Annotated in this window: 17 protein-coding genes; 9 read left to right on the top strand and 8 right to left on the bottom strand. The window is 71.3% G+C overall.

All coding sequences use genetic code 11. The features are described 5' to 3' along the window. Nucleotides 1–17: 17 nt before the first annotated feature. The 4 genes from G5C51_RS27795 (at nt 18) to G5C51_RS27780 (ending at nt 2,896) form a co-directional block, all read left to right on the top strand. Nucleotides 18–866 (top strand): ATP-binding cassette domain-containing protein, encoded by an 849-nt coding sequence (locus tag G5C51_RS27795; RefSeq protein WP_165240979.1) that lies wholly within the window; start codon nt 18–20, stop codon nt 864–866. Nucleotides 867–948: 82 nt separating this feature from the next. Continuing rightward, complete coding sequence (locus tag G5C51_RS27790; RefSeq protein WP_165240978.1) at nt 949–1,302, top strand: histidine triad nucleotide-binding protein; 354 nt, start codon at nt 949–951, stop codon at nt 1,300–1,302. A 19-nt stretch (nt 1,303–1,321) separates the two neighbouring features. Further along, nucleotides 1,322–2,230 (top strand): ribonuclease Z, encoded by a 909-nt coding sequence (locus tag G5C51_RS27785; protein ID WP_165240977.1) that lies wholly within the window; start codon nt 1,322–1,324, stop codon nt 2,228–2,230. A 63-nt stretch (nt 2,231–2,293) separates the two neighbouring features. Then, nucleotides 2,294–2,896 carry a hypothetical protein gene (locus tag G5C51_RS27780; RefSeq protein ID WP_165240976.1) on the top strand — a complete coding sequence of 201 codons (603 nt, stop codon included), beginning with the start codon at nt 2,294–2,296 and terminating at the stop codon, nt 2,894–2,896. A 4-nt stretch (nt 2,897–2,900) separates the two neighbouring features. Here G5C51_RS27780 and G5C51_RS27775 read toward each other — a convergent pair whose 3' ends face one another. Continuing rightward, nucleotides 2,901–4,883: an ATP-binding SpoIIE family protein phosphatase gene (locus tag G5C51_RS27775; RefSeq protein ID WP_206314394.1), complete on the bottom strand. Its 1,983-nt coding sequence runs from the start codon at nt 4,881–4,883 to the stop codon at nt 2,901–2,903. Nucleotides 4,884–4,959: 76 nt separating this feature from the next. Between G5C51_RS27775 and G5C51_RS27770 the strand changes: the two genes are divergently transcribed. Continuing rightward, complete coding sequence (locus G5C51_RS27770) at nt 4,960–8,517, top strand: HAMP domain-containing protein (protein WP_206314392.1); 3,558 nt, start codon at nt 4,960–4,962, stop codon at nt 8,515–8,517. A gap of 65 nt (nt 8,518–8,582) precedes the next feature. Then, nucleotides 8,583–9,104, top strand: coding sequence for a response regulator (locus G5C51_RS27765; protein WP_165240980.1), 522 nt, complete (start codon nt 8,583–8,585; stop codon nt 9,102–9,104). Nucleotides 9,105–9,127: 23 nt separating this feature from the next. Here G5C51_RS27765 and G5C51_RS27760 read toward each other — a convergent pair whose 3' ends face one another. Further along, on the bottom strand, nt 9,128–11,050 hold the full coding sequence (locus G5C51_RS27760; RefSeq protein ID WP_206314391.1) for an AMP-dependent synthetase/ligase: 1,923 nt from the start codon (nt 11,048–11,050) through the stop codon (nt 9,128–9,130). Between the two features lie 203 nt (nt 11,051–11,253). Here G5C51_RS27760 and G5C51_RS42595 point away from each other — a divergent pair, with 203 nt between their 5' ends. Further along, complete coding sequence (locus G5C51_RS42595; protein ID WP_206314390.1) at nt 11,254–11,484, top strand: hypothetical protein; 231 nt, start codon at nt 11,254–11,256, stop codon at nt 11,482–11,484. Here G5C51_RS42595 and lepA read toward each other — a convergent pair whose 3' ends face one another. Further along, nucleotides 11,485–13,359 (bottom strand): translation elongation factor 4, encoded by a 1,875-nt coding sequence (lepA, locus tag G5C51_RS27750; protein WP_165240973.1) that lies wholly within the window; start codon nt 13,357–13,359, stop codon nt 11,485–11,487. Nucleotides 13,360–13,550: 191 nt separating this feature from the next. Between lepA and rpsT the strand changes: the two genes are divergently transcribed. Further along, entirely contained in the window at nt 13,551–13,817 is a 267-nt protein-coding gene (gene rpsT, locus G5C51_RS27745) for a 30S ribosomal protein S20 (RefSeq protein WP_165240972.1), read from the top strand. A 189-nt stretch (nt 13,818–14,006) separates the two neighbouring features. Here the strand turns inward: rpsT and G5C51_RS27740 are convergent, their stop codons facing one another. Continuing rightward, the gene (locus G5C51_RS27740; protein ID WP_165240971.1) at nt 14,007–15,074 is read right to left on the bottom strand and encodes a PP2C family protein-serine/threonine phosphatase; all 1,068 of its coding nucleotides are present in this window, start codon (nt 15,072–15,074) and stop codon (nt 14,007–14,009) included. Between the two features lie 194 nt (nt 15,075–15,268). Between G5C51_RS27740 and G5C51_RS27735 the strand changes: the two genes are divergently transcribed. Next, entirely contained in the window at nt 15,269–16,030 is a 762-nt protein-coding gene (locus G5C51_RS27735; RefSeq protein ID WP_165240970.1) for a hypothetical protein, read from the top strand. A 26-nt stretch (nt 16,031–16,056) separates the two neighbouring features. Here G5C51_RS27735 and holA read toward each other — a convergent pair whose 3' ends face one another. The 4 genes from holA to G5C51_RS27715 all read right to left on the bottom strand — a co-directional run. Beyond that, the gene (holA, locus tag G5C51_RS27730; protein WP_240929965.1) at nt 16,057–17,046 is read right to left on the bottom strand and encodes a DNA polymerase III subunit delta; all 990 of its coding nucleotides are present in this window, start codon (nt 17,044–17,046) and stop codon (nt 16,057–16,059) included. Between the two features lie 31 nt (nt 17,047–17,077). Then, complete coding sequence (locus tag G5C51_RS27725) at nt 17,078–17,323, bottom strand: hypothetical protein (protein WP_338118318.1); 246 nt, start codon at nt 17,321–17,323, stop codon at nt 17,078–17,080. A gap of 31 nt (nt 17,324–17,354) precedes the next feature. Then, the gene (locus tag G5C51_RS27720; RefSeq protein ID WP_420824862.1) at nt 17,355–18,197 is read right to left on the bottom strand and encodes a YceI family protein; all 843 of its coding nucleotides are present in this window, start codon (nt 18,195–18,197) and stop codon (nt 17,355–17,357) included. Nucleotides 18,198–18,356: 159 nt separating this feature from the next. Beyond that, nucleotides 18,357–19,114 (bottom strand): arylamine N-acetyltransferase family protein (locus tag G5C51_RS27715; protein ID WP_165240966.1); only part of this gene is annotated, 758 nt, incomplete at its 5' end.

Here is a 19,114-nt window from a genome sequence, read left to right as displayed (position 1 = left end):
GCCTCGAGGAGCCTGCCGTGACCACTCCCCCGGCGCAGACCGCCTCCGATCCCGCCCCCGTCCTGTCCGTCACCAACCTCCGCAAGACCTACCCGCTCCCCGGCGGCACCCGCCTCACCGCCGTCGACGACGTCTCGTTCACCGTCCCCCGCGGCGGCTCGACCGGCATCGTCGGCGAGTCCGGCTCCGGCAAGACCACCGTCGCACGCATGCTCGTCGGCCTGGTACGGCCCGACTCCGGCGCCATCGCCGTGGCGGGCCAGGCCCGTTCGGCCCGCGCGCGCGGCGCGGCCGCCCGCCTCGCCCGGGCCCGGGAGATCCAGATGGTCTTCCAGGACCCGTACGTCTCCCTGGACCCGCGCCTCACCGCCCGCCAGTGCCTGCGCACCGCCCTGCGCCTGCACCGCCGCCCGGAGGCCCGCGGCTGCACCGAGGAGGAGCGGATCGCCGAACTCCTCGACCAGGTCGGCCTCGGCGCCCGCGAGGCGGACGCCCGCCCGCACGGCCTCTCCGGCGGCCAGCGCCAGCGCCTGGCCATCGCCCGGGCGCTGGCCGTGGACCCGCGGGTGCTGGTCCTCGACGAGGCGGTCGCCGCCCTCGACGTCTCGATCCAGGCGCAGATCCTGCAGCTGCTGGCGGAGATACGGGCGGCGACCGGCGTGGCGCTGGTCTTCGTCAGCCACGACCTGGCCGTGGTCCGGCACGTAACGGACGACACCCTGGTCATGCGCCGCGGGCAGCCCGTCGAGCACGGCCGCACGGCGGAGGTGCTCGCCGCCCCCGCGCACCCGTACACCCGGGCCCTGCTCGCGGCGGTGCCGCGCGCGGGCTGGGACCCGGCCGCCGCCGCGGCGGCCGCACGATGACCGGATCCGGGCCCCCGACCGGTAACATGCGCCGGGAACCGACCCGATGTGGGCTGATCGAGGGCTAAGGAGGCCTGGGAGCATGGCCGGGGAGCCGCAGGCGGAGTGCCTGTTCTGCAAGATCGTCACCGGGGAAGTCCCGGCCACGGTGGTCCGCGAGTCGGACACCACCGTCGCCTTCCGCGACATCAACCCGCAGGCGCCGACGCACGTCCTGGTCATCCCGAAGGCCCACTATCCGGACGCCGCGGCCGTCGCCGCCGCCGACCCGGGCCTGACGGCGGACGTGCTGCGCGAGGCCGGCGCGGTGGCGGAGGAGGAGAAGCTGGACGCGTACCGGATCGTCTTCAACACCGGTTCCGGCGCGGGCCAGACGGTCTTCCACGCGCACGCCCACGTCCTGGGCGGCCGCGGCCTCAACTGGCCGCCCGGCTGAGCCACCTGCCCGCACCCCCATGTCCGTACGCGAACTCGTCGTCCTCGGCACCGCCAGCCAGGTCCCGACCCGCCACCGCAACCACAACGGCTACGTGCTGCGGTGGGACGCCGAGGCGCTCCTCTTCGACCCCGGCGAGGGCACCCAGCGGCAGCTGCTGCACACCGGCGTCACCGCCACCGACCTGCACCGGGTGTGCATCACCCACTTCCACGGCGACCACTCCCTCGGCCTCGCCGGGGTGATCCAGCGCATCAATCTGGACGCGGTCCCGCATGAGGTGACAGCCCACTATCCGGCTTCGGGCCAGCACTACTTCGACCGCCTCCGCTACGCGACGGCGTACCGCGAGACAGCGAAGATCACCGAACGCCCGCTGTCCGGCGCGGCCGCGCTCGCGGCGGAGACGGACGCGTACACCCTCACCGCCCAGCGCCTCCGCCACCCGGTCGAGTCGTACGGCTACCGCCTGCAGGAACCGGACACCCGCCGCATGCTCCCCGACCGCCTCGCGGCAGCCGGCATCGCGGGCCCCGAGGTGCGCAGGCTCCAGTCCGAAGGCGAACTGCGCGGTGTCCACCTGGAGGACGTCAGCGAGCCCCGCCCCGGCCAGAGCTTCGCCTTCGTGATGGACACGGCGCTGTGCGACGCGGTCTACGCCCTGTCCGCCGACGTGGACATGCTGGTCATCGAGTCGACCTTCCTCTCCCCCGAGGCCACGCTGGCAGAGGAGTACGGCCACCTCACGGCGCACCAGGCGGCGACGGTGGCGGCGGAAACCAACGCCCGCCACCTGGTCCTCACCCACTTCTCCCAGCGCTACGGCGACCCGACCGCCTTCGCCGCGGAGGCCCGGGCGGCGGGCTACGAGGGCGAGCTGACGGTCGCGGCGGACCTGATGCGCGTCCCGCTCCCGCGCCGGCGCTGAGCAGCGGCACCCGGGACCAAAGCCTCTGCCGTACGGACATTCCGCCCGCCTACGGTGATCCGCATGCCGACCCGCACCACCCGTTCCGCCTTGCTCTGGACCCTCGCCCCGCTGCTGTCGCTGGGACTGCTGACGGTCGTCCCGTTCGTACGGAAGTCCCGCCCCCGCCGCGGCTGGGAGCTTCCGATCGCCGCGGTGGTCTCGCTGGCCGCCGTGCTCGGCTTCGCCGCCGGCGACGAGGACGCCGGCACCACGCTGCTGGTGCTCGCCTGGCTGGGCGGCACGGTGTACGTCGCGGCGGCGCTGCTGACCGGCGCCCCGGGCGGCGACGCGAGCGACCGGGCCCTCGACGACGCCAGGACCCGCGAGTCCCGCCGCCGCAAGGCGCGCGAGCTGGTCGAGAAGGACCCGGCGGTCGCCAGGGAACTGGGGATCGGCCGCCCCGACCTGGACCTGCCGTACGACGACGGCGGCTTGATCGACGTCAATACGGCCCCGGCGCCGGTGCTGGCCCGGCACTTGTCCTGGACCCCCGAGGAGACGCAGAGCGTCCTGGACGCCCGCGCCCGCCTCGGCCGCTTCGCCGGCAGCCTCGAGCTGATCGCCTATACGGACATCGCCCCGCCCCGGGTGGACGCGGCCCGTCCCGTCCTGGTCTTTTCGTAGGAACCTAGCGGGCCTGCAGCACCAGCATCGCCAGGTCGTCGTCCGGCGGCGACGCCGCGAATTCGTCCACCGCCCGCCGCACCCGCTCCGCGACCCCCGCCGCCGTCAGCCCTGCGCACGTCGCCAGCACCGCCGAGAGACCGTCGCCGTCGTCGAAGAGGCGGGAGCCGCTGCGGCGTTCGGTCACGCCGTCCGTGACGCACAGCAGGGTGTCGCCGGGTGCGAGGTCGAAGGACTCGCACTCGTACTCCACGTCCTCCATCACGCCGAGCAGCATCTGCGGCTTGGCCGCGGCCCGTACCGACCCGTCAGGGCGCAGTATCAGCGGCAGCGGATGCCCGGCACTCGCCAGCGTGCAGCGCACGCCGCCGCCCTCCGCCTCGGGATACGGCACCAGTTCGCCGCACAGCAGCGACAGGAACTTGCCGCCGCCCCCGATGCCCGCCACCGGCACCCCGGCCGCCGACACCGCGGCCGCGGCCGCCTCGACGGCCTCGACCGCCTCCTCGGCCAGCGTGCGGTTCAGCCGCCCGAGCACCTCGCCGACCGCGTATCCCTCGCGCGCCAGCAGCCGCAGCACCGGCCGGGCGAGGCCGGTGACCACCGCGGCCTCCGGGCCGTTGCCGCACACGTCGCCCAGCGCGAAGCACCAGCGGCGGTCGCCGGCGGGGAAGATGTCGTAGAAGTCGCCGCCGGCCCAGGCCCCGTCACTCGGCTCGTAGACGATCGCGGTGTCCAGGCCCGGCGGCCGGGCGATGCCGCTGGGCAGCAGGCCGCGCTGCAGCACCTGGCTGATCGTGGCCTGCCGGGTGTACTGCCGCGCAGCGAGCACCGCGTGCGCAACGCGGCGGGCGAAGTCCTCGACCAGGCCCGCGACTTCGCCCGGGATGCCGACGAGGCCGACCCGGCCGAGCAGCAGCAGCCCGACCTCCCGGCCGCCCGCCACCAGCCGGCAGGCGAGCGTCGCGCCCCCGGGCCCGTACGCCGCGGGCTCGCCGGGCCACTTCCACGGCACCGCGCCGCGCTGCCCGTCCGAGAGCACCGGCGGGTCCTTCTCCAGGGCGCGGCGCAGCGGCTCGATGCGGTTCTCCTTGGTGTGCCACACCTGGGCGAGCCGGGCCCGCGCCATGCCGCCGCCCGCGGCCTCGCTGCGCAGCCATACGGCGCTCCAGTCGGCCAGCCGCGGCACCAGCAGCTGGGTGGCCAGCGAGGCCACCATCTCCTCGTCGAACTGCCCGGCCAGGATGTCGGAGGTCTCCGCCAGGAACGAGAACGCGCTCTGCCCGGTCCACCGCACATCCGCGCGCTCCGCCGCCGCCCCGCGGGACTGCGGCACGATCGAGGGCCGGGCGCTCGGCAGCAGGTCGAGGCCGTCGTCCGCGCGGTCCGAGCCGTCGAGCACGAGCCGGAACCAGACGGTCTTGCTCACCCGCCGGTACGTCACGCCCCAGGACTCGGCGAGCTCGGCGACCAGCCGCAGGCCGCGCCCGGTGCGCCCGTACGAACCGTCGCCGCCGTCGCCGGAGTCACCGCCGTCGAGCACGGCGTCGTCGTCCGGGTCAGGGGCCGCGCCGCCCACCGCCCGCGCCGCATGCCGGTCGGTGACCTCGACCACCAGATGACAGCCCCGCCCGGCATCAGCCCCCGCCGCCGGCGCGGACTCCACCCGGCAGTGCAGGCCGACATCGGTGCCGGCATGCACCACGGCATTCGTCACCAACTCGCTCACGAGCAGCACCGCGTCGGCCGCGACCCGCTCGGTCAGCCCGGCGTCCGCGAAGCTGTGCCCCGCCGCCCACTGATCGAGGGCGGTACGGACGAACCTGCGGGCAGCAGCTGCCGCAAGGGCGTCGCCGGGCAGGCTGGTGGACGCCTCCGCGCGCTTCGGTGCTGTATCCACGCGAGAGCTTTCCCCCACTGCCCCTTCGGACGCCTCTTGCGCCGCTGAGAAGGAACCCACTGTGCACTCCCTGACCACTTCCGGCATAGCGCCGAATCCCACACGGAAAGAGTGACAGACTGAGTCCGCCCATACGCAGGAAGTTACGTAAGTGGTGGGGTACATGGGTGGGAATCCGGCACTGGGCGCCCCGCGCAGCTCCGCGGACGGCGGCTCCGGGACTTCGAAGGACGACGGCTCCGGGACTTCGGCCGACGGCGCGCTCCGCGACGGCGGCTGGGTCCGTACGTCCGAGCTGCGGCCGCTGCTCGCCGCGCTGACGGCGCTGGCCGACGGCGACTTCACGGCCAGGCCGCAGGGCGCGTACGACGGCGTGACCGCCGAACTCGCCGCTGCCGTGGCCCGGGTGGGGGACCGTAACCGGCACTACGCCCAGGAGCTCGACCGGGTGCGCCGCGAGGTGGTCCGGCACGGGCGCTTCGACGAGCGGCTGGCGGAGAGCCCGGGGCGGGGGGCGTGGACGACCAATGTGCACGCCACCAACGCGCTTCTGGACGCCCTCACCATGCCGGTCTCCAGCGCCACCCGGGTACTTGACGCGGTCGCCGCCGGCGATCTCGCGCAGCGGATGGCGCTGCACGACGGGACCCGCCAATTGCGCGGCGACACCCGCCGGATGGGCCAGGCGGTGAATCGTTGCGTCGACCAGCTGTCCAGGTTCACCGGCGAGGTGAGCCGGATGGCCGAGGAGGTCAGCACCTCGGGCCGGCTCGGCGTCCGGGCCAAGGTGCAGGGCCTGCAGGGCAGCTGGCGGGAGACCACCGACGCGGTGAACACGATGGCGGCCCGGCTGACCGCCCAGATCCGCGACATCGCGGTCGTCACCACGGCGGTGGCGCAGGGCGATCTGAACCGGAAGGTGACGGTGGAGGCGTCCGGCGAGCTGCTGGAGCTGAAGCTGACGGTGAACACGATGGTGGACCAGCTGTCCGCCTTCGCCGAAGAGGTCACCCGCGTCGCCCGCGAGGTCGGCACCGAAGGCCAGCTGGGCGGCCGCGCCCAGGTGACCGGCGTCTCGGGCGTCTGGAAGGACCTCACCGAGAACGTCAACTTCATGGCCGACAACCTCACCGGCCAGGTCCGCAACATCGCCCAGGTCACCACGGCCATCGCCCAGGGCGACCTCAGCCAGAAGATCGGCGTCGCGGCCAAGGGCGAGATCCTGGAGCTGAAGAACACCATCAACAAGGCGGTGGACCAGCTCTCCGCCTTCGCCGAAGAGGTCACCCGCGTCGCCCGCGAGGTCGGCACCGACGGCCGGCTCGGCGGCCGCGCCCAGGTCCCGGGCGTCTCCGGCGTCTGGAAGGACCTCACCGAGAACGTCAACTTCATGGCCGACAACCTCACCGGCCAGGTCCGTAACATCGCCAACGTCGCCACCGCCGTCGCCCAGGGCGACCTGAGCCAGAAGATCGACGTGACGGCGCGCGGCGAGATCCTGGAGCTCAAGACCACCATCAACACGATGGTCGACACCCTCTCCTCCTTCGCCTCCGAGGTCACCCGGGTGGCGCGCGAGGTCGGTACCGAAGGCCAGTTGGGCGGCCAGGCCCGCGTCGAGGGCGTCTCCGGTACGTGGATGTCGCTCACCGCCAGCGTCAACGACCTGGCGGCCAACCTGACCAACCAGGTGCGCGCCATCGCCGAGGTGGCCTCCGCGGTCGCGGACGGCGACCTGACCCGCTCCATCGACGTGGACGCCCGCGGCGAGGTCGCGGAGCTCAAGGAAGACGTCAACATCATGGTCTCCACCCTCCGCGAGACCACCCGCGCGAAGGACTGGCTGGAGTCCAACCTGGCCCGCCTCGCCGCCCTGATGCAGGGCCACCGCGACCTGGTCGAGGTCGCCGACCTGATCCTGCGCGAGCTCACCCCGCTGGTGAACGCCCAGTTCGGCGCCTTCTATCTGGCCGGTGAGGCCACCGACGCCGGCGGCAGCCCGGACACGGTGCACTTCATCGCCGGGTACGCGACCGACCGCGGCAGCATCGGGCTCGCCGCCCGTAATTCCGCCGGCGGCGGCCTGGTCCAGCAGGTGGCCACGCAGCAGGAACGCATCCTCGTGGAGGACCTGCCGGCCGACTACATCACCATCAGCTCCGGCCTCGGCGAGGCCCGCCCGGCATCCGTGGTGATCCTGCCGGTGATGTTCGAGCAGCAGGTCCTCGGCGTCATCGAGCTGGCCACCTTCGGCCGCTTCAGCGACGTCCACCTGGCGTTCTTCGACCAGTTCGGCAACACCATCGGTGTCGCGATCAACACCATCCTCGCCAACTCCCGCACCGAATCCCTGCTGGGCGAGTCGCAGCGGCTGACGACGGAGCTGCGCGAGCGCTCGGACGAGCTGCAGCGCCAGCAGGTCGAGCTGCGCCGCTCCAACGACGAGCTGGAGGTCAAGGCCGCGCAGCTGGCGGCCGCCTCGCAGTACAAGTCGGAGTTCCTGGCGAACATGTCGCACGAGTTGCGCACCCCGCTGAACTCGCTGCTGATCCTCGCCCGGCTGCTCGCGGACAACGCCGACGGCCATCTGAGCGAGCAGGAGGTGCAGTTCGCCGAGACCATCAACCGCTCCGGCACCGACCTGCTCACCCTGATCAGCGACATCCTCGACCTGTCGAAGATCGAGGCCGGCCGGATGGACGTACGGCCGCGGGCGCTGCCGCTGGTGAAGGTGCTCGACTTCGTGCACGACGCGTTCCGCCCGCTCACCCTCGACCGCGGCCTGGCCTTCGACGTATCGGTGGCGGAGGACGTGCCGAAGCAGCTGGTCACCGACCCGCGGCGGCTGCAGCAGGTGCTGCGCAATCTGCTGTCCAACGCGGTGAAGTTCACCCCGTCGGGACGCATCGTGCTGCGCGTGCAGGCCGCCCCCGACGGCCAGGGCGGCGCGGAGCTGCTGGACTTCATGGTCTCCGACACGGGCATCGGCATAGCCGCGGACAAACTCCCCGGAATCTTCGAGGCGTTCCAGCAGGCGGACGGCACCACCAGCCGCAAATACGGCGGTACGGGCCTCGGCCTGTCCATCAGCCGGGAGATCGCCGGCCTGCTCGGCGGCTCCATCACCGCCATCAGCGAGCCGGGCCGCGGCTCCACCTTCACCCTTCGCATCCCGGCACGCTGCCCGGGCGCCACCGAACCGGAGGCGCAGCCGGACCTGAGCCCCGCCCCCGACCCGGAGTGGCAGACCGCGACGCCGGACCCGGGTCTGCGGGCGCGCGCGACGGCGGACCTCAGCGGCCATCAAGTGCTGATCGTCGACGACGACATCCGTAACGTCTTCGCCCTCACCCACGTCCTCGGCCGGGTCGGCATGACCGTCGTCTACGCCGAGAACGGCCGCGAGGGCATCGAAATGCTGGAGCGCAGCCCGGGCGTCTCACTGATCCTGATGGACATCATGATGCCGGAGCTGGACGGATACGAGACCATCCGGCGGATACGCGCCATGCCGCGCCACGCCGGCCTGCCGATCGTCGCCCTCACGGCCAAGGCCATGCCGGGCGACCGGGAGGACGCCCTGGCAGTGGGCGCCTCCGACTACGTGCCCAAACCGGTGGATGTCGACCGCCTGCTCACCGTCGCTCTGCGCCTGCTCGCCGGGGGCCCTGAGCAACAGAGCACGGGTCCGGCCGAACTCCCCGCCCCGACCCAGGATTGAGCACCGTGAACTCAACCGCCACCACCACGGACACCGACCACGCCAGCATCCTCCTGGTCGACGACATGGAGGACAATCTCGCCGCGCTCGAGGCCATTCTCAGCGCGCTCGGGGAGCCGCTGGTCCGCGCCCGTTCCGGCGAGGAGGCCATGAAGGCGCTGCTGCGGCAGCCGTTCGCCGTGGTCCTGCTCGATGTGCTGATGCCGGGCATGGACGGCTTCGAGACCGCCGCGAACATCAAGCGCCTCGACCAGACCAAGGACGTCCCGATCATCTTCCTGACCGGCACCGACGGCGACTCCGGCTTCGCCTTCCGCGGTTACGCCACCGGCGCCGCCGACTTCCTGCAGAAGCCCTTCGACCCGTGGATGCTGCGCGCGAAGGTCAGCGTCTTCCTGGAACTCCACCGCAAGAACCGCCAGCTCCAGCAGCTCCTGGACCGCGACCGCGCCCAGCTGACCGAGGTCGCCGACCGCCTGGCGGCGGTGGAACGCCAGCTGACGAAGGGGGAAACCCCGGACCTGGCGGGCCGGGTGGCGTCGTTGGAGGAGAGCATCCGCGAGCTGCAGTACCGATACGGCGACTAGCGCCGTACCGGTACTGCGTGGTGTCAGGCTTCGCGGGCGCCCGCGTACATGTCCTCGATCAGGTCGCCGAAGCGCTTCTCGACGACCGGGCGCTTGAGCTTCAGGCTCGGCGTCAGCTCGCCGTGCTCGACGTCCAGGTCGCGCGGCAGGATGCGGAACTGCTTGATGGTCTGCCAGCGCTGCAGGCCCTGGTTCAGCTCCTTGACGTAGCCGTCGATGAGCTGCCGCGCCTCCTCCGACTGCACCAGCTCCGCATACGACTTGCCCTCGAGCCCGGCCTCCTTGGCCCAGCCGAGCAGCGCCGGCTCGTCCAGCGAGACCAGCGCGGTGCAGTAGTTGCGGTTGGCGCCGATGACCAGCACCGAGCCGACGTACGGACAGACCGCCTTGAACTGGCCCTCGACCTCCGTCGGCGCGATGTACTTGCCGCCCGAGGTCTTGATCAGGTCCTTCTTGCGGTCGGTGATCTTGAGGAAGCCGTCCTCGCTGAGCTCACCGATGTCCCCGGTGTGGAACCAGCCGTCCGCCTCCAGCACCTCGGCGGTCTGCTCCGGCAGCCCATGGTAGCCCTGCATGATGCCGGGCCCGCGCAGCAGGATCTCGCCGTCCTCGGCGATCCGCACCTCGCAGCCCGGCAGCGGCTTGCCCACCCAGCCGGTGCGGTACGACTCGTCGCGGTTGACGAAGGACGCCGCGGCCGACTCGGTCAGGCCGTAGCCCTCCAGGATCGGGATGCCGGCGCCGGCGAAGAAGAAGCCGATCTCCGGTGCCAGCGCCGCGGAGCCGGAGACGGTGCCCACGATGCGGCCGCCGAAGGCGTCGCGCAGCTTGCTGTAGACCAGCTTGTCCGCGACGGCGTGCTTCATCGACAGGCCCATGGGGGCGCTGCGCTTGCCGGTCTTGACGTAGTTGGCCTGGGTGATCTTGGCGTAGTCGCGGGCGACCCCGGCCGCCCACTGGAAGATCTTGTACTTGGTGTCGCCGCCGGCCTTCGCCTTGGCCGCGACGCCGTTGTAGACCTTCTCGAAGATCCGCGGCACGGCGCACATCTTGGTCGGCTTGACGACCGGCAGATTCTCAATGATCTTGTCGACCCGGCCGTCGACGCTCATCACATGCCCGACCTTGACGTGCCCGGCGGTGAGCACCTTGCCGAAGACGTGCGCCAGCGGCAGCCACAGGAACTGGTCGTCGTGCGGCTCCACCAGCCGCGTCGCCTCGATCCCGAAGGCCATGTACGACCACGTGTCGTGCGAGAGCCGCACGCCCTTGGGGCGCCCGGTGGTGCCGGAGGTGTATATCAGCGTGGCCAGCTGCTCGGGCTGCAGCCCGGCGATGCGCTCCTTGACCACATCCGGGTTCTTCTCCAGATACGCGGCCCCGCGCCGCTCCAGCTCGGCGAGCGACAGCACCTCGAAGGGCGCGATCTCCCCGGCCGGCAGCACGGCCTCGGACTCCTTGAGCACGATGACGTGGGTGAGCTCCGGCAGCTCGGTCTGCTTCTCCACGACCTTGGCCAGCTGTACGCCGTCCTCCGCGATCAGCACGCGGCTGCCGGAGTCGGCGAGTATGAACTGCGTCTCACCCGCGTTGGTGGAGGGGTAAACGGTCGTGTTGGCGCCGCCCGCGCACATGATGCCGAGGTCCGAGAGGATCCAGTCGGCGCTGGTCTCGGCGGCGAGCGCCACCCGCTGCTCGGGCAGCAGACCCAGCTCGATCAGCCCGGCGGCGATGTTGAAGACCCGGTCAGCCGCCTGGCTCCAGGTCAGCGGCCGCCACTCGTCGGGGCCCTCGCCGGAGGCGGGAGGCACGGGGTAGCGGTACGCGACGGCGTCCGGGGTCGCGGCTACCCGATCGAGAAGGAGATGCGCCACAGACGGCGGTCGGTTCTCGAGGTTGGTCTCGATGTCGGTCACGCTGCTTCCTCCGGCCCTGCGTCGCTGCATGCTGGGTAACTCACGAGTAACCAGCAGATTAGAGCCCATCGGGGGTGGAGCGTAAGGGGGGTCGTCACGCTCGTCTCCGCTGCTCGGAGCTACGAAGTTACAAATCGGCTGCCCGGGTGGCAATGGGCAGCTAAACGAAACTTGCCCAGGGACCGGCCTTTAGTCTCGTGAAGACCCTAAGCCGCCACGAAAGGGACACCCCCATGCCCACTGGCAAGCGGATTCTCAGCGCCGCCCTCGTCACCACCGCCGGAATCGCCGCGGCGGGCCTGTCCGCGGGCGCGGCCCAGGCCTGCGCACCCGAGCCCCCGGCACCGGCCGCGCAGCCCGCCGAGGCTGCCACCAGCCAGCCCGCCGGCGCCCCCGTGGTGGGTCAGATTTTGCAGAACTTCCTCAACCACCACGAGGTCAACATCAACGTGCTGAACCAGTAACTATTTCTTTCCCTTGCCGCCGCTGTCCCCGTCGTCGGAGGACAGCACCGCGATGAAGGCCTCCTGCGGCACCTCGACGCTGCCGACCATCTTCATCCGCTTCTTGCCCTCCTTCTGCTTCTCCAGCAGCTTCCGCTTACGGGAGATGTCGCCGCCGTAGCACTTGGCGAGGACGTCCTTGCGGATGGCGCGGATGGTCTCGCGGGCGATGACCCGGGCGCCGATGGCGGCCTGCACCGGGACCTCGAAGGCCTGCCGCGGGATCAGCTCGCGCAGCTTGGCGACGAGCCGGACGCCGTACGCGTACGCCTTGTCCTTGTGGCAGATCGCGGAGAAGGCGTCGACCTTGTCGCCGTGCAGCAGGATGTCGACCTTGACCAGGTCGGCGGTCTGCTCGCCGGTGGGCTCGTAGTCGAGGGACGCGTAGCCGCGGGTCTTGGACTTCAGCTGGTCGAAGAAGTCGAAGACGACCTCGGCGAGCGGCAGCGTGTAGCGGATCTCGACGCGGTCCTCGGAGAGGTAGTCCATGCCGAGGAGGGCGCCGCGGCGGTTCTGGCAGAGCTCCATGATCGCGCCGATGAACTCGCTGGGGGCGAGGATCGTGGCCCGTACGACCGGCTCATGGACCGAGTCGATCTTGCCGGTCGGGAACTCGCTCGGGTTCGTGACCTCGTGCTCGGTGCCGTCCTCCATGGTGACGCGGTAGATCACGTTGGGGGCGGTGGCGATCAGGTCCAGGCCGAATTCGCGCTCCAGACGCTCGCGGATCACCTCGAGGTGCAGCAGGCCGAGGAAGCCGACCCGGAAGCCGAAGCCGAGGGCCGCGGAGGTCTCCGGCTCGTAGACCAGCGCGGCGTCGTTGAGCTGCAGCTTGTCGAGGGCGTCGCGCAGCAGCGGGTAGTCCGAGCCGTCCAGCGGATACAGCCCCGAGAAGACCATCGGCTTCGGGTCCTTGTAGCCGCCCAGCGCCTCGGTGGCGCCCTTGGTGTACTGCGTGATCGTGTCGCCGACCTTGGACTGGCGGACGTCCTTCACGCCGGTGATCAGATAGCCCACCTCGCCGACGGAGAGGCCGTCGGCCGGGGTCATCTCCGGCGAGTTCGTGCCGATCTCCAGCAGCTCGTGCTGCGCCCCGGTGGACATCATCCGGATCCGCTCGCGCTTGTTGAGCTGACCGTCGACGACCTTCACATACGTGACCACGCCGCGGTACGAGTCGTAGACCGAGTCGAAGATCATCGCGCGGGCCGGGGCGTCCTTGACGCCGACCGGGGCCGGGACCTCGCGGACCACCTTGTCGAGCAGCTCCGCCACACCCTCGCCGGTCTTCGCCGAGACCCGCAGCACGTCGGAGGGGTCGCAGCCGATCAGGCCCGCGAGCTCGGCGGCGAACTTCTCCGGCTGGGCGGCCGGCAGATCGATCTTGTTGAGCACCGGGATGATCGTGAGGTCGTTCTCCATCGCCAGGTACAGGTTGGCGAGGGTCTGGGCCTCGATGCCCTGCGCCGCGTCGACGAGGAGGATGCAGCCCTCGCACGCGGCGAGGGAACGGGAGACCTCGTACGTGAAGTCGACGTGGCCCGGGGTGTCGATCATGTTGAGGATGTGGGTCGTGTCCGACCCGTCACCCTCCGTAGACGCCCAGGGCAGCCGGACCGCCTGGGACTTGATCGTGATCCCGCGCTCGCGCTCGATGTCCATGCGGTCGAGGTACTGCGCGCGCATCTGGCGCTGCTCGACGACGCCGGTGATCTGGAGCATGCGGTCGGCAAGCGTGGACTTGCCATGGTCGATGTGCGCGATGATGCAGAAATTGCGGATCACGGCCGGGTCGGTACGGCTCGGCTCGGGCACATGGGCAGGGGTCGCGGGCACCTAGGGTCCTGTCGGGCTTGTCGGGGTCGCTGGGCAGGTCTCTTGTTGTCGCCCCCATGGTCCCATGCGCTACGGGGTCGGCGCGGTTTGGGAGGGCGTCGTGCCTGCTGGTAACCTGGTCCACTGTGCCTGGGCCCTGGTATGCCCTGGTGCAGGCAAAGAAACACTGATCTACAGCAGAGGCTTATTTCGTGGCGAACATCAAGTCCCAGATGAAGCGGATCAAGACGAACGAGAAGGCGCGCCTGCGTAACAAGGCCGTCAAGTCCGAGCTTCGTACCGCCATCCGCAAGACCCGTGAGGCCGTCGCGGCCGGTAACGCCGAGGCTGCCGCCGAGGCCAACCGCACCGCCGGCCAGAAGCTGGACAAGGCCGTCTCCAAGGGTGTGCTGCACAAGAACGCAGCCGCCAACAAGAAGTCGGCGCTGGCCAAGCGGGTCGCTTCCCTGAAGGGCTGACACAGCTCTTCACCGTCTTACGGACCCAGCGGACCCTCTCACCGCTCCGTAGAACGACAACCTCGCGCCGCACACGATCTGCGTTCGCCACGCGGGTGCGGCGCACCCCTGTTGTAGCCGAGCCCCGTCCCGCTCCTTCCCCAGGAGCCGGGACGGGGCTCGTCTTCGTATGCGCTGTGCCCGCCGGCTTCAGGCGGTCGCCGCCGGGGAGTCCGGCTCGACGCGCTGCCAGATGAACAGGGCCGCCTGGTCGTCGCGGCCCGTTCCGCGGGCAAAGACGTCCAGGTCCGCGCGCAGCGTGCGTACCAAGGCATGCCGGGGCAGGTCGGTCCACTGCCGCAGCCGCCGTACCAGCGGATAGAAGGCGCCCCGGACGTCTCTGGACTCGTTCACACCGTCGGTGTACAGCAGCAGGCCCTCCTCCGGATCCAGCCTCAGCGTGTGCACCCGGCGGCAGTCGTCGCGCAGCTCCCCCAGCCCCAGCGGCAGCCCCGGCTCGGCGACGGGCACCGTGCGCACACCCGTGGGCGAGAAGGCGATCGGCTCCGGATGCCCGCAGTCGATCAGCCGGATCTCGCCGTCCCGGCGCAGCTCCACCACCAGCGCGGTGACGAAGCGCTCGTCCGCCGTCCCCCCGTTCGCCTGGACCCGCTGCCGGTGGCGGGTGACGGCCTGCTCCATCCGCTCCACGACCATCAGCGGCTCGCCCAGGTAGTACGCGGCCTCCCGGAACGCGGTGACCACCGCGGCCGCGAGCTGCAGGGCCCCGAGCCCCTTGCCCTGCACATCCGCGACCAGCACCCGGGTCCCGTACGGAGAGCCCACCACCTCGTACAGATCACCGCCCACATTCGCCTCGTCCTCGGCCGCCCGGTAGAAGCCCGCCACCAGGGCCTCATCGGTGATCACCGGCAGCTTGTGCAGCAGCGCGTGCTGCAGCATCTCCACCGTGTACCGGGACTTCATCAGCTGCCCCAGCCGGCGCTCGCGCCGGTAGCAGGCCAGCACGCAGGCCGCGGCGCCCAGGGCCACCGTGATGATCGAGATCCAGGCGTCGATGTGGTTCCACTGGCTCCGCGGCAGGCCGTAGCGCCAGATGAGCAGCACGACGGCGAGCGCGCCGAACGCGGCCGTGCGGCGCGGCGACAGCTCGAAGGAGGCCATGACGGGCACCAGCAGCAGCGTGATCCCGATCCAGTACTGGTGCGCGCCGAGGAAGTCGGCCGCCATGATGACGGCGACGCAGGCCAGCGCCATGCCTGTCCACAGCCGTTCACGTCTGCGCGCGGCAGCCGCTGTCCGTCGTCCGTCCACAAGGCTCTCCCAGCCGGCTCCAGCCGGTCTTCCGCCGGACGTAAGGACTGGGAAATACAAGATCGTCCGCGCTGATAAGTCACGTATACACCATCTGCGCCCCCCAGCCCGCGTCACCTAGCGGTACGCTCCCGGGCATGTGGCAAGGGGGAGAGCAGCAGCCGAATCCGTATCAGCAGCAGCCCGGCTACCAGCAGGGATACATCCCGGCCCAGCACTATGCGACGCCGCATCCGACGCCGCCCCAGCAGGCGCCCGGCGCTCCCGGCCGGAAGAACCTCGGGTGGCTGTGGGGCGGGCTCGCGGGTGCTGTCGCGGCCTCCGTCGTGTGGGCGGGGCTGGTCTTCGCCGGGCCGCTCGGGGGCGAGGGCAAGGACGCGTCGGCCGAGCCGGACCTGCGCGGCTACACGTACCAGAAGGACCCCTGCGCCAAGACCGACTTTTCGGCCTTCCGCAGCGAGTACAACGACCTGGGCGACTCCCAGGACCAGTCCTCGACGCACCGGGCCGTGGACGCCATGTGGTGCTGGAACTCCCCGCAGGGCAGCGAGGGCACGGCCGAGGCCAGCGTCGCCATGGAGATGTGGCTGTACAAGAAGACCGACCCGGCCGAGAACTTCCGCGGCACGTACGAGAGCTACGAGCAGCGCAGCGACGGCGATGTGAGCTACCGGGTGGAGCAGGTCGACGGGCTCGGCGACGACGCCTACCTGGTCAAGCCCAAGGACTCCGGCGACAGCGGCGCGGTCTACCTGGCGGTGCGGCAGGGCTGGATGACGTACCAGATGAGCTGGACGCCGCTGACCTCCGGGGAGGCCTCGGACACCCCGGACGCCACCACGGTGGAGCGGATGCTGCGCGAGGCGACGGAGACGACGCTGAAGAATATGAAGGGCTGAGTCCCCGCCCTCGTCGGCTCAGCGGTTCAGCGGCTGCGCGCTGCTCGCGCGACCGTCACCACGGCCTTCTCCAAGGCGTAAGCCGCATCGTCGCTGCCGCCCTTCACATTGGCGTCGGCCTCCGCCACCGCGCGCAGTGCGGTCGCGACGCCGTCCGCGGACCAGCCGCGGAGCTGGCCGCGGACCCTGTCCACCTTCCACGGCGGCATGCCGAGCTCGCGGGCCAGGTCGCCGGGGCGCATGCCGCGGGGGGCCGAGGCGAGCTTGCCGATGGCCCGTACGCCCTGGGCGAGGGCGCTGGTGAGCAGCACGGGGGCGACGCCGGTGGCCAGCGCCCAGCGCAGCGACTCCAGGGCCTCGGCGGCGCGGCCCTCGACGGCGCGGTCGGCGACCTCGAAGCTGGAGGCCTCGGCGCGGCCGGTGTAATAGCGCCCGACGACGGCGTCGTCGATGGTGCCCTCGACGTCGGCCGCGAGCTGGGCGCAGGCGCTGGCCAGCTCGCGCAGGTCGCTGCCGATGGCGTCCACCAGGGTCTGGCAGGCGTCGGGGGTGGCCTTGCGCCCGGCATGCCGGAACTCGGCCTTCACGAACGCCAGCCGGTCCGACGCCTTGGTGACCTTGGCGCAGGGCACCTCGCGGGCGCCGGCCTTGCGGGCGGCGTCCAGCAGGCCCTTGCCCTTGGCGCCGCCGGCGTGCAGCAGCACCAGGATGATCTCCTCGGCGGGCGCGGCCATGTAGTCCTTGACGGCCTTGATCGAGTCGGCGGCGAGGTCCTGCGCGTTCCGTACGACGACGACCTTGCGCTCGGCGAAGAGGGACGGGCTGGTGAGCTCGGCGAGGGTGCCGGGCTGGAGGTCGGCCGAGGCGAGGTCGCGCACGTCGGTGTCCGGGTCGTCGGCCCGGGCCGCGGCCACGATCTGCTGCACGGCGCGGTCGAGCAGCAGCTCCTCCTGCCCGACCGCGGTGGTCACGGGGGCGAGGAGATTGTCCTGGGTCGCTGTGTTCCTGGCTGCCATCGTCAGACAGCATCCCATGCGGGACCGACAGTCACGGCGCTTCCAGCCAGCCCTCGTGCTCGGCGGCCAGCGCCTCCAGCTCGGCGGCGGGCAGCCGCCCCGCCGGATCCTCGATGACGACCAGCCACTGGGCGTCCTCGGCGTCGTCCTCGCCGGCCAGCGCGTCCCGTACCAGCTGCGGCTCCTCCGGCAGGCCGAAGCGCCCTGCCGCCTCCTCGGCCACCTCTTCCGCGGCGTCGCGGTCGGGCAGCACCAGCACATGTCGTACGTCGTTCACGCTGATCATTGTGCCGGGCGGGGGCTGGTGCTCAGCTCTTGCCCGTCACCTGGATGTCCAGCTCGATCTGGATGCTGGAGCCGACGACGGCGATGCCGCGGGCGAGCATGTGCTGCCAGTTGAGGGTGAAGTCCTCGCGGTGCAGCTCGGTGACCGCGCGGCAGGCGGCGCGGATCTCGCCCTCCATGCCGACCCCGGTGCCGAGGTACTGCGTGTCGAGCGTCACCGTGCGGCTGACGCCGTGGATGGAGAGGGCTCCGCTGATGGCCCAGCGGTTGCCGCCGCGGTGCGCGAAGGAGTCGCTGAAGAACTCCAGCGTGGGGTGCCGCTCGACGTCGAGGAAGTCGGCGGAGCGGAGGTGGTCGTCGCGCATCTTGATGTTGGTGTCGATGGAGGCGGCGTCGATGATGACGTGCATCGCCGAGTCCTCCATCCGCTGGCCGATGCGCAGCGCGCCGGAGTAATTGTTGAAGCGGCCGTGCACCCGCGCCATGCCGATGTGCCGGGCGACGAAGGCGATCGTGGTGTGCGCGGGATCGATCTCCCAGTCGCCGGGGGGCGGCAGCTGCGGCAGCTCGACCGGGGCGAGCGGGAGGTCGCCGAGGGTGGTGTGGCCGCCTTCGGCGACGTCGGCCTCGCCGCGGTACGGGGTGAAGCCCTCGTGGCTGACGGCGAGCCGGTAGCCGCCGGCCGGGACGGCGGCCACGAAGGTGCCGTACGGGTCCGTCTCACCGCTGACGACCTTGCGGCCGTTGGCGTCGCTGACGGTCAGTTCGGCGTGCGCGAGCGGCTGGTTGACCGGATCGAGAACCCGGCAGCTCAGCAGGCCCGCGGTCTGCGGCAGCCGCAGTCCGGCCAGGCCTGACTGGCGCATGGCGGTGGCTGCTCCGGTGTGCCGACGGCGTCGCAATCCCAGCATGTGGCGGTCCCCCCGCGGGTGAGAAAACTAGATGGTTGAGCGCAGAAGCATCATTCGAACACCGTTGGGGGTTTCGAGGCAAACTCGGCCTCGTGGGCTATCTGAGGCGAATGGCTACTTAGGAGTAGGTGGGACCCGGTCGAGGACGATGCCGAAGTGGTCGCGGTAGGCGGCGAGGACGGCGGCGGCGTCCGGCAGCCGCTCCTCGCGGCGCTCGCCGTCCGGTCCGGGGCCGGTGGTGACCGGTCCGGGGCCGGTGGTGATGAGCTTGTCGCCGCTGAGGGTGATCCGGCCGCCGTCGGCGGTGAGGCGGGAGCAGGTGAGGGACCGGGTGAAGTGCGACTCGGGCGAGGTCTGCTGGTACCAGCAGGTGGCCGCGTAGTCCTCGAGCGCCCGGGGGCGCTGCTCGACGCGGAAGACGGGGCTGCCGTCGTGGTGGCAGTCGAGGTCGTCGGCGTGGCCCTCGCCCGCCTCCTGGATACGGAAGACGCCCTCCGGGTCGGGCTGTTCGCCGCGCTCGTCCGCGCGCAGGGGGTGTACGGCGTGCCGGCCGAAGCCGACGTCGGCGAGCCAGGGACCGTCGCCGTCCTGGGTGCGGACGCGCAGCACCATGTGGTCGTACGGCGGGCCCAGCCGGCCGCCGTCGCCGAAGACGCGGGCGGCGAGCAGGTCGACCTCGTAACCGAGGTGGGTGAGGAGGGCGGCGAAGGCGCCGTTGAGCTCGTAACAGAAGCCGCCGCGGCGGCGCTCGACGATCTTGTCGTAGAGGCTCTGCTCGGTGAGGACGATGGGCTCGCCGAGGTGGATGGAGAGGTTCTCGAAGGGTACGGCGATGAGGTGGCGCAGCTGGAGGTCGCGGAGGGCCTCGGTGG

It is taken from the genome of Streptomyces coryli, assembly GCF_011044975.1.
GTDB lineage: Bacteria > Actinomycetota > Actinomycetes > Streptomycetales > Streptomycetaceae > Streptomyces > Streptomyces coryli.
The sequence above is the reverse complement of the archived record's forward strand: the minus strand, read 5'-3'. Positions and strand labels throughout refer to the sequence as shown.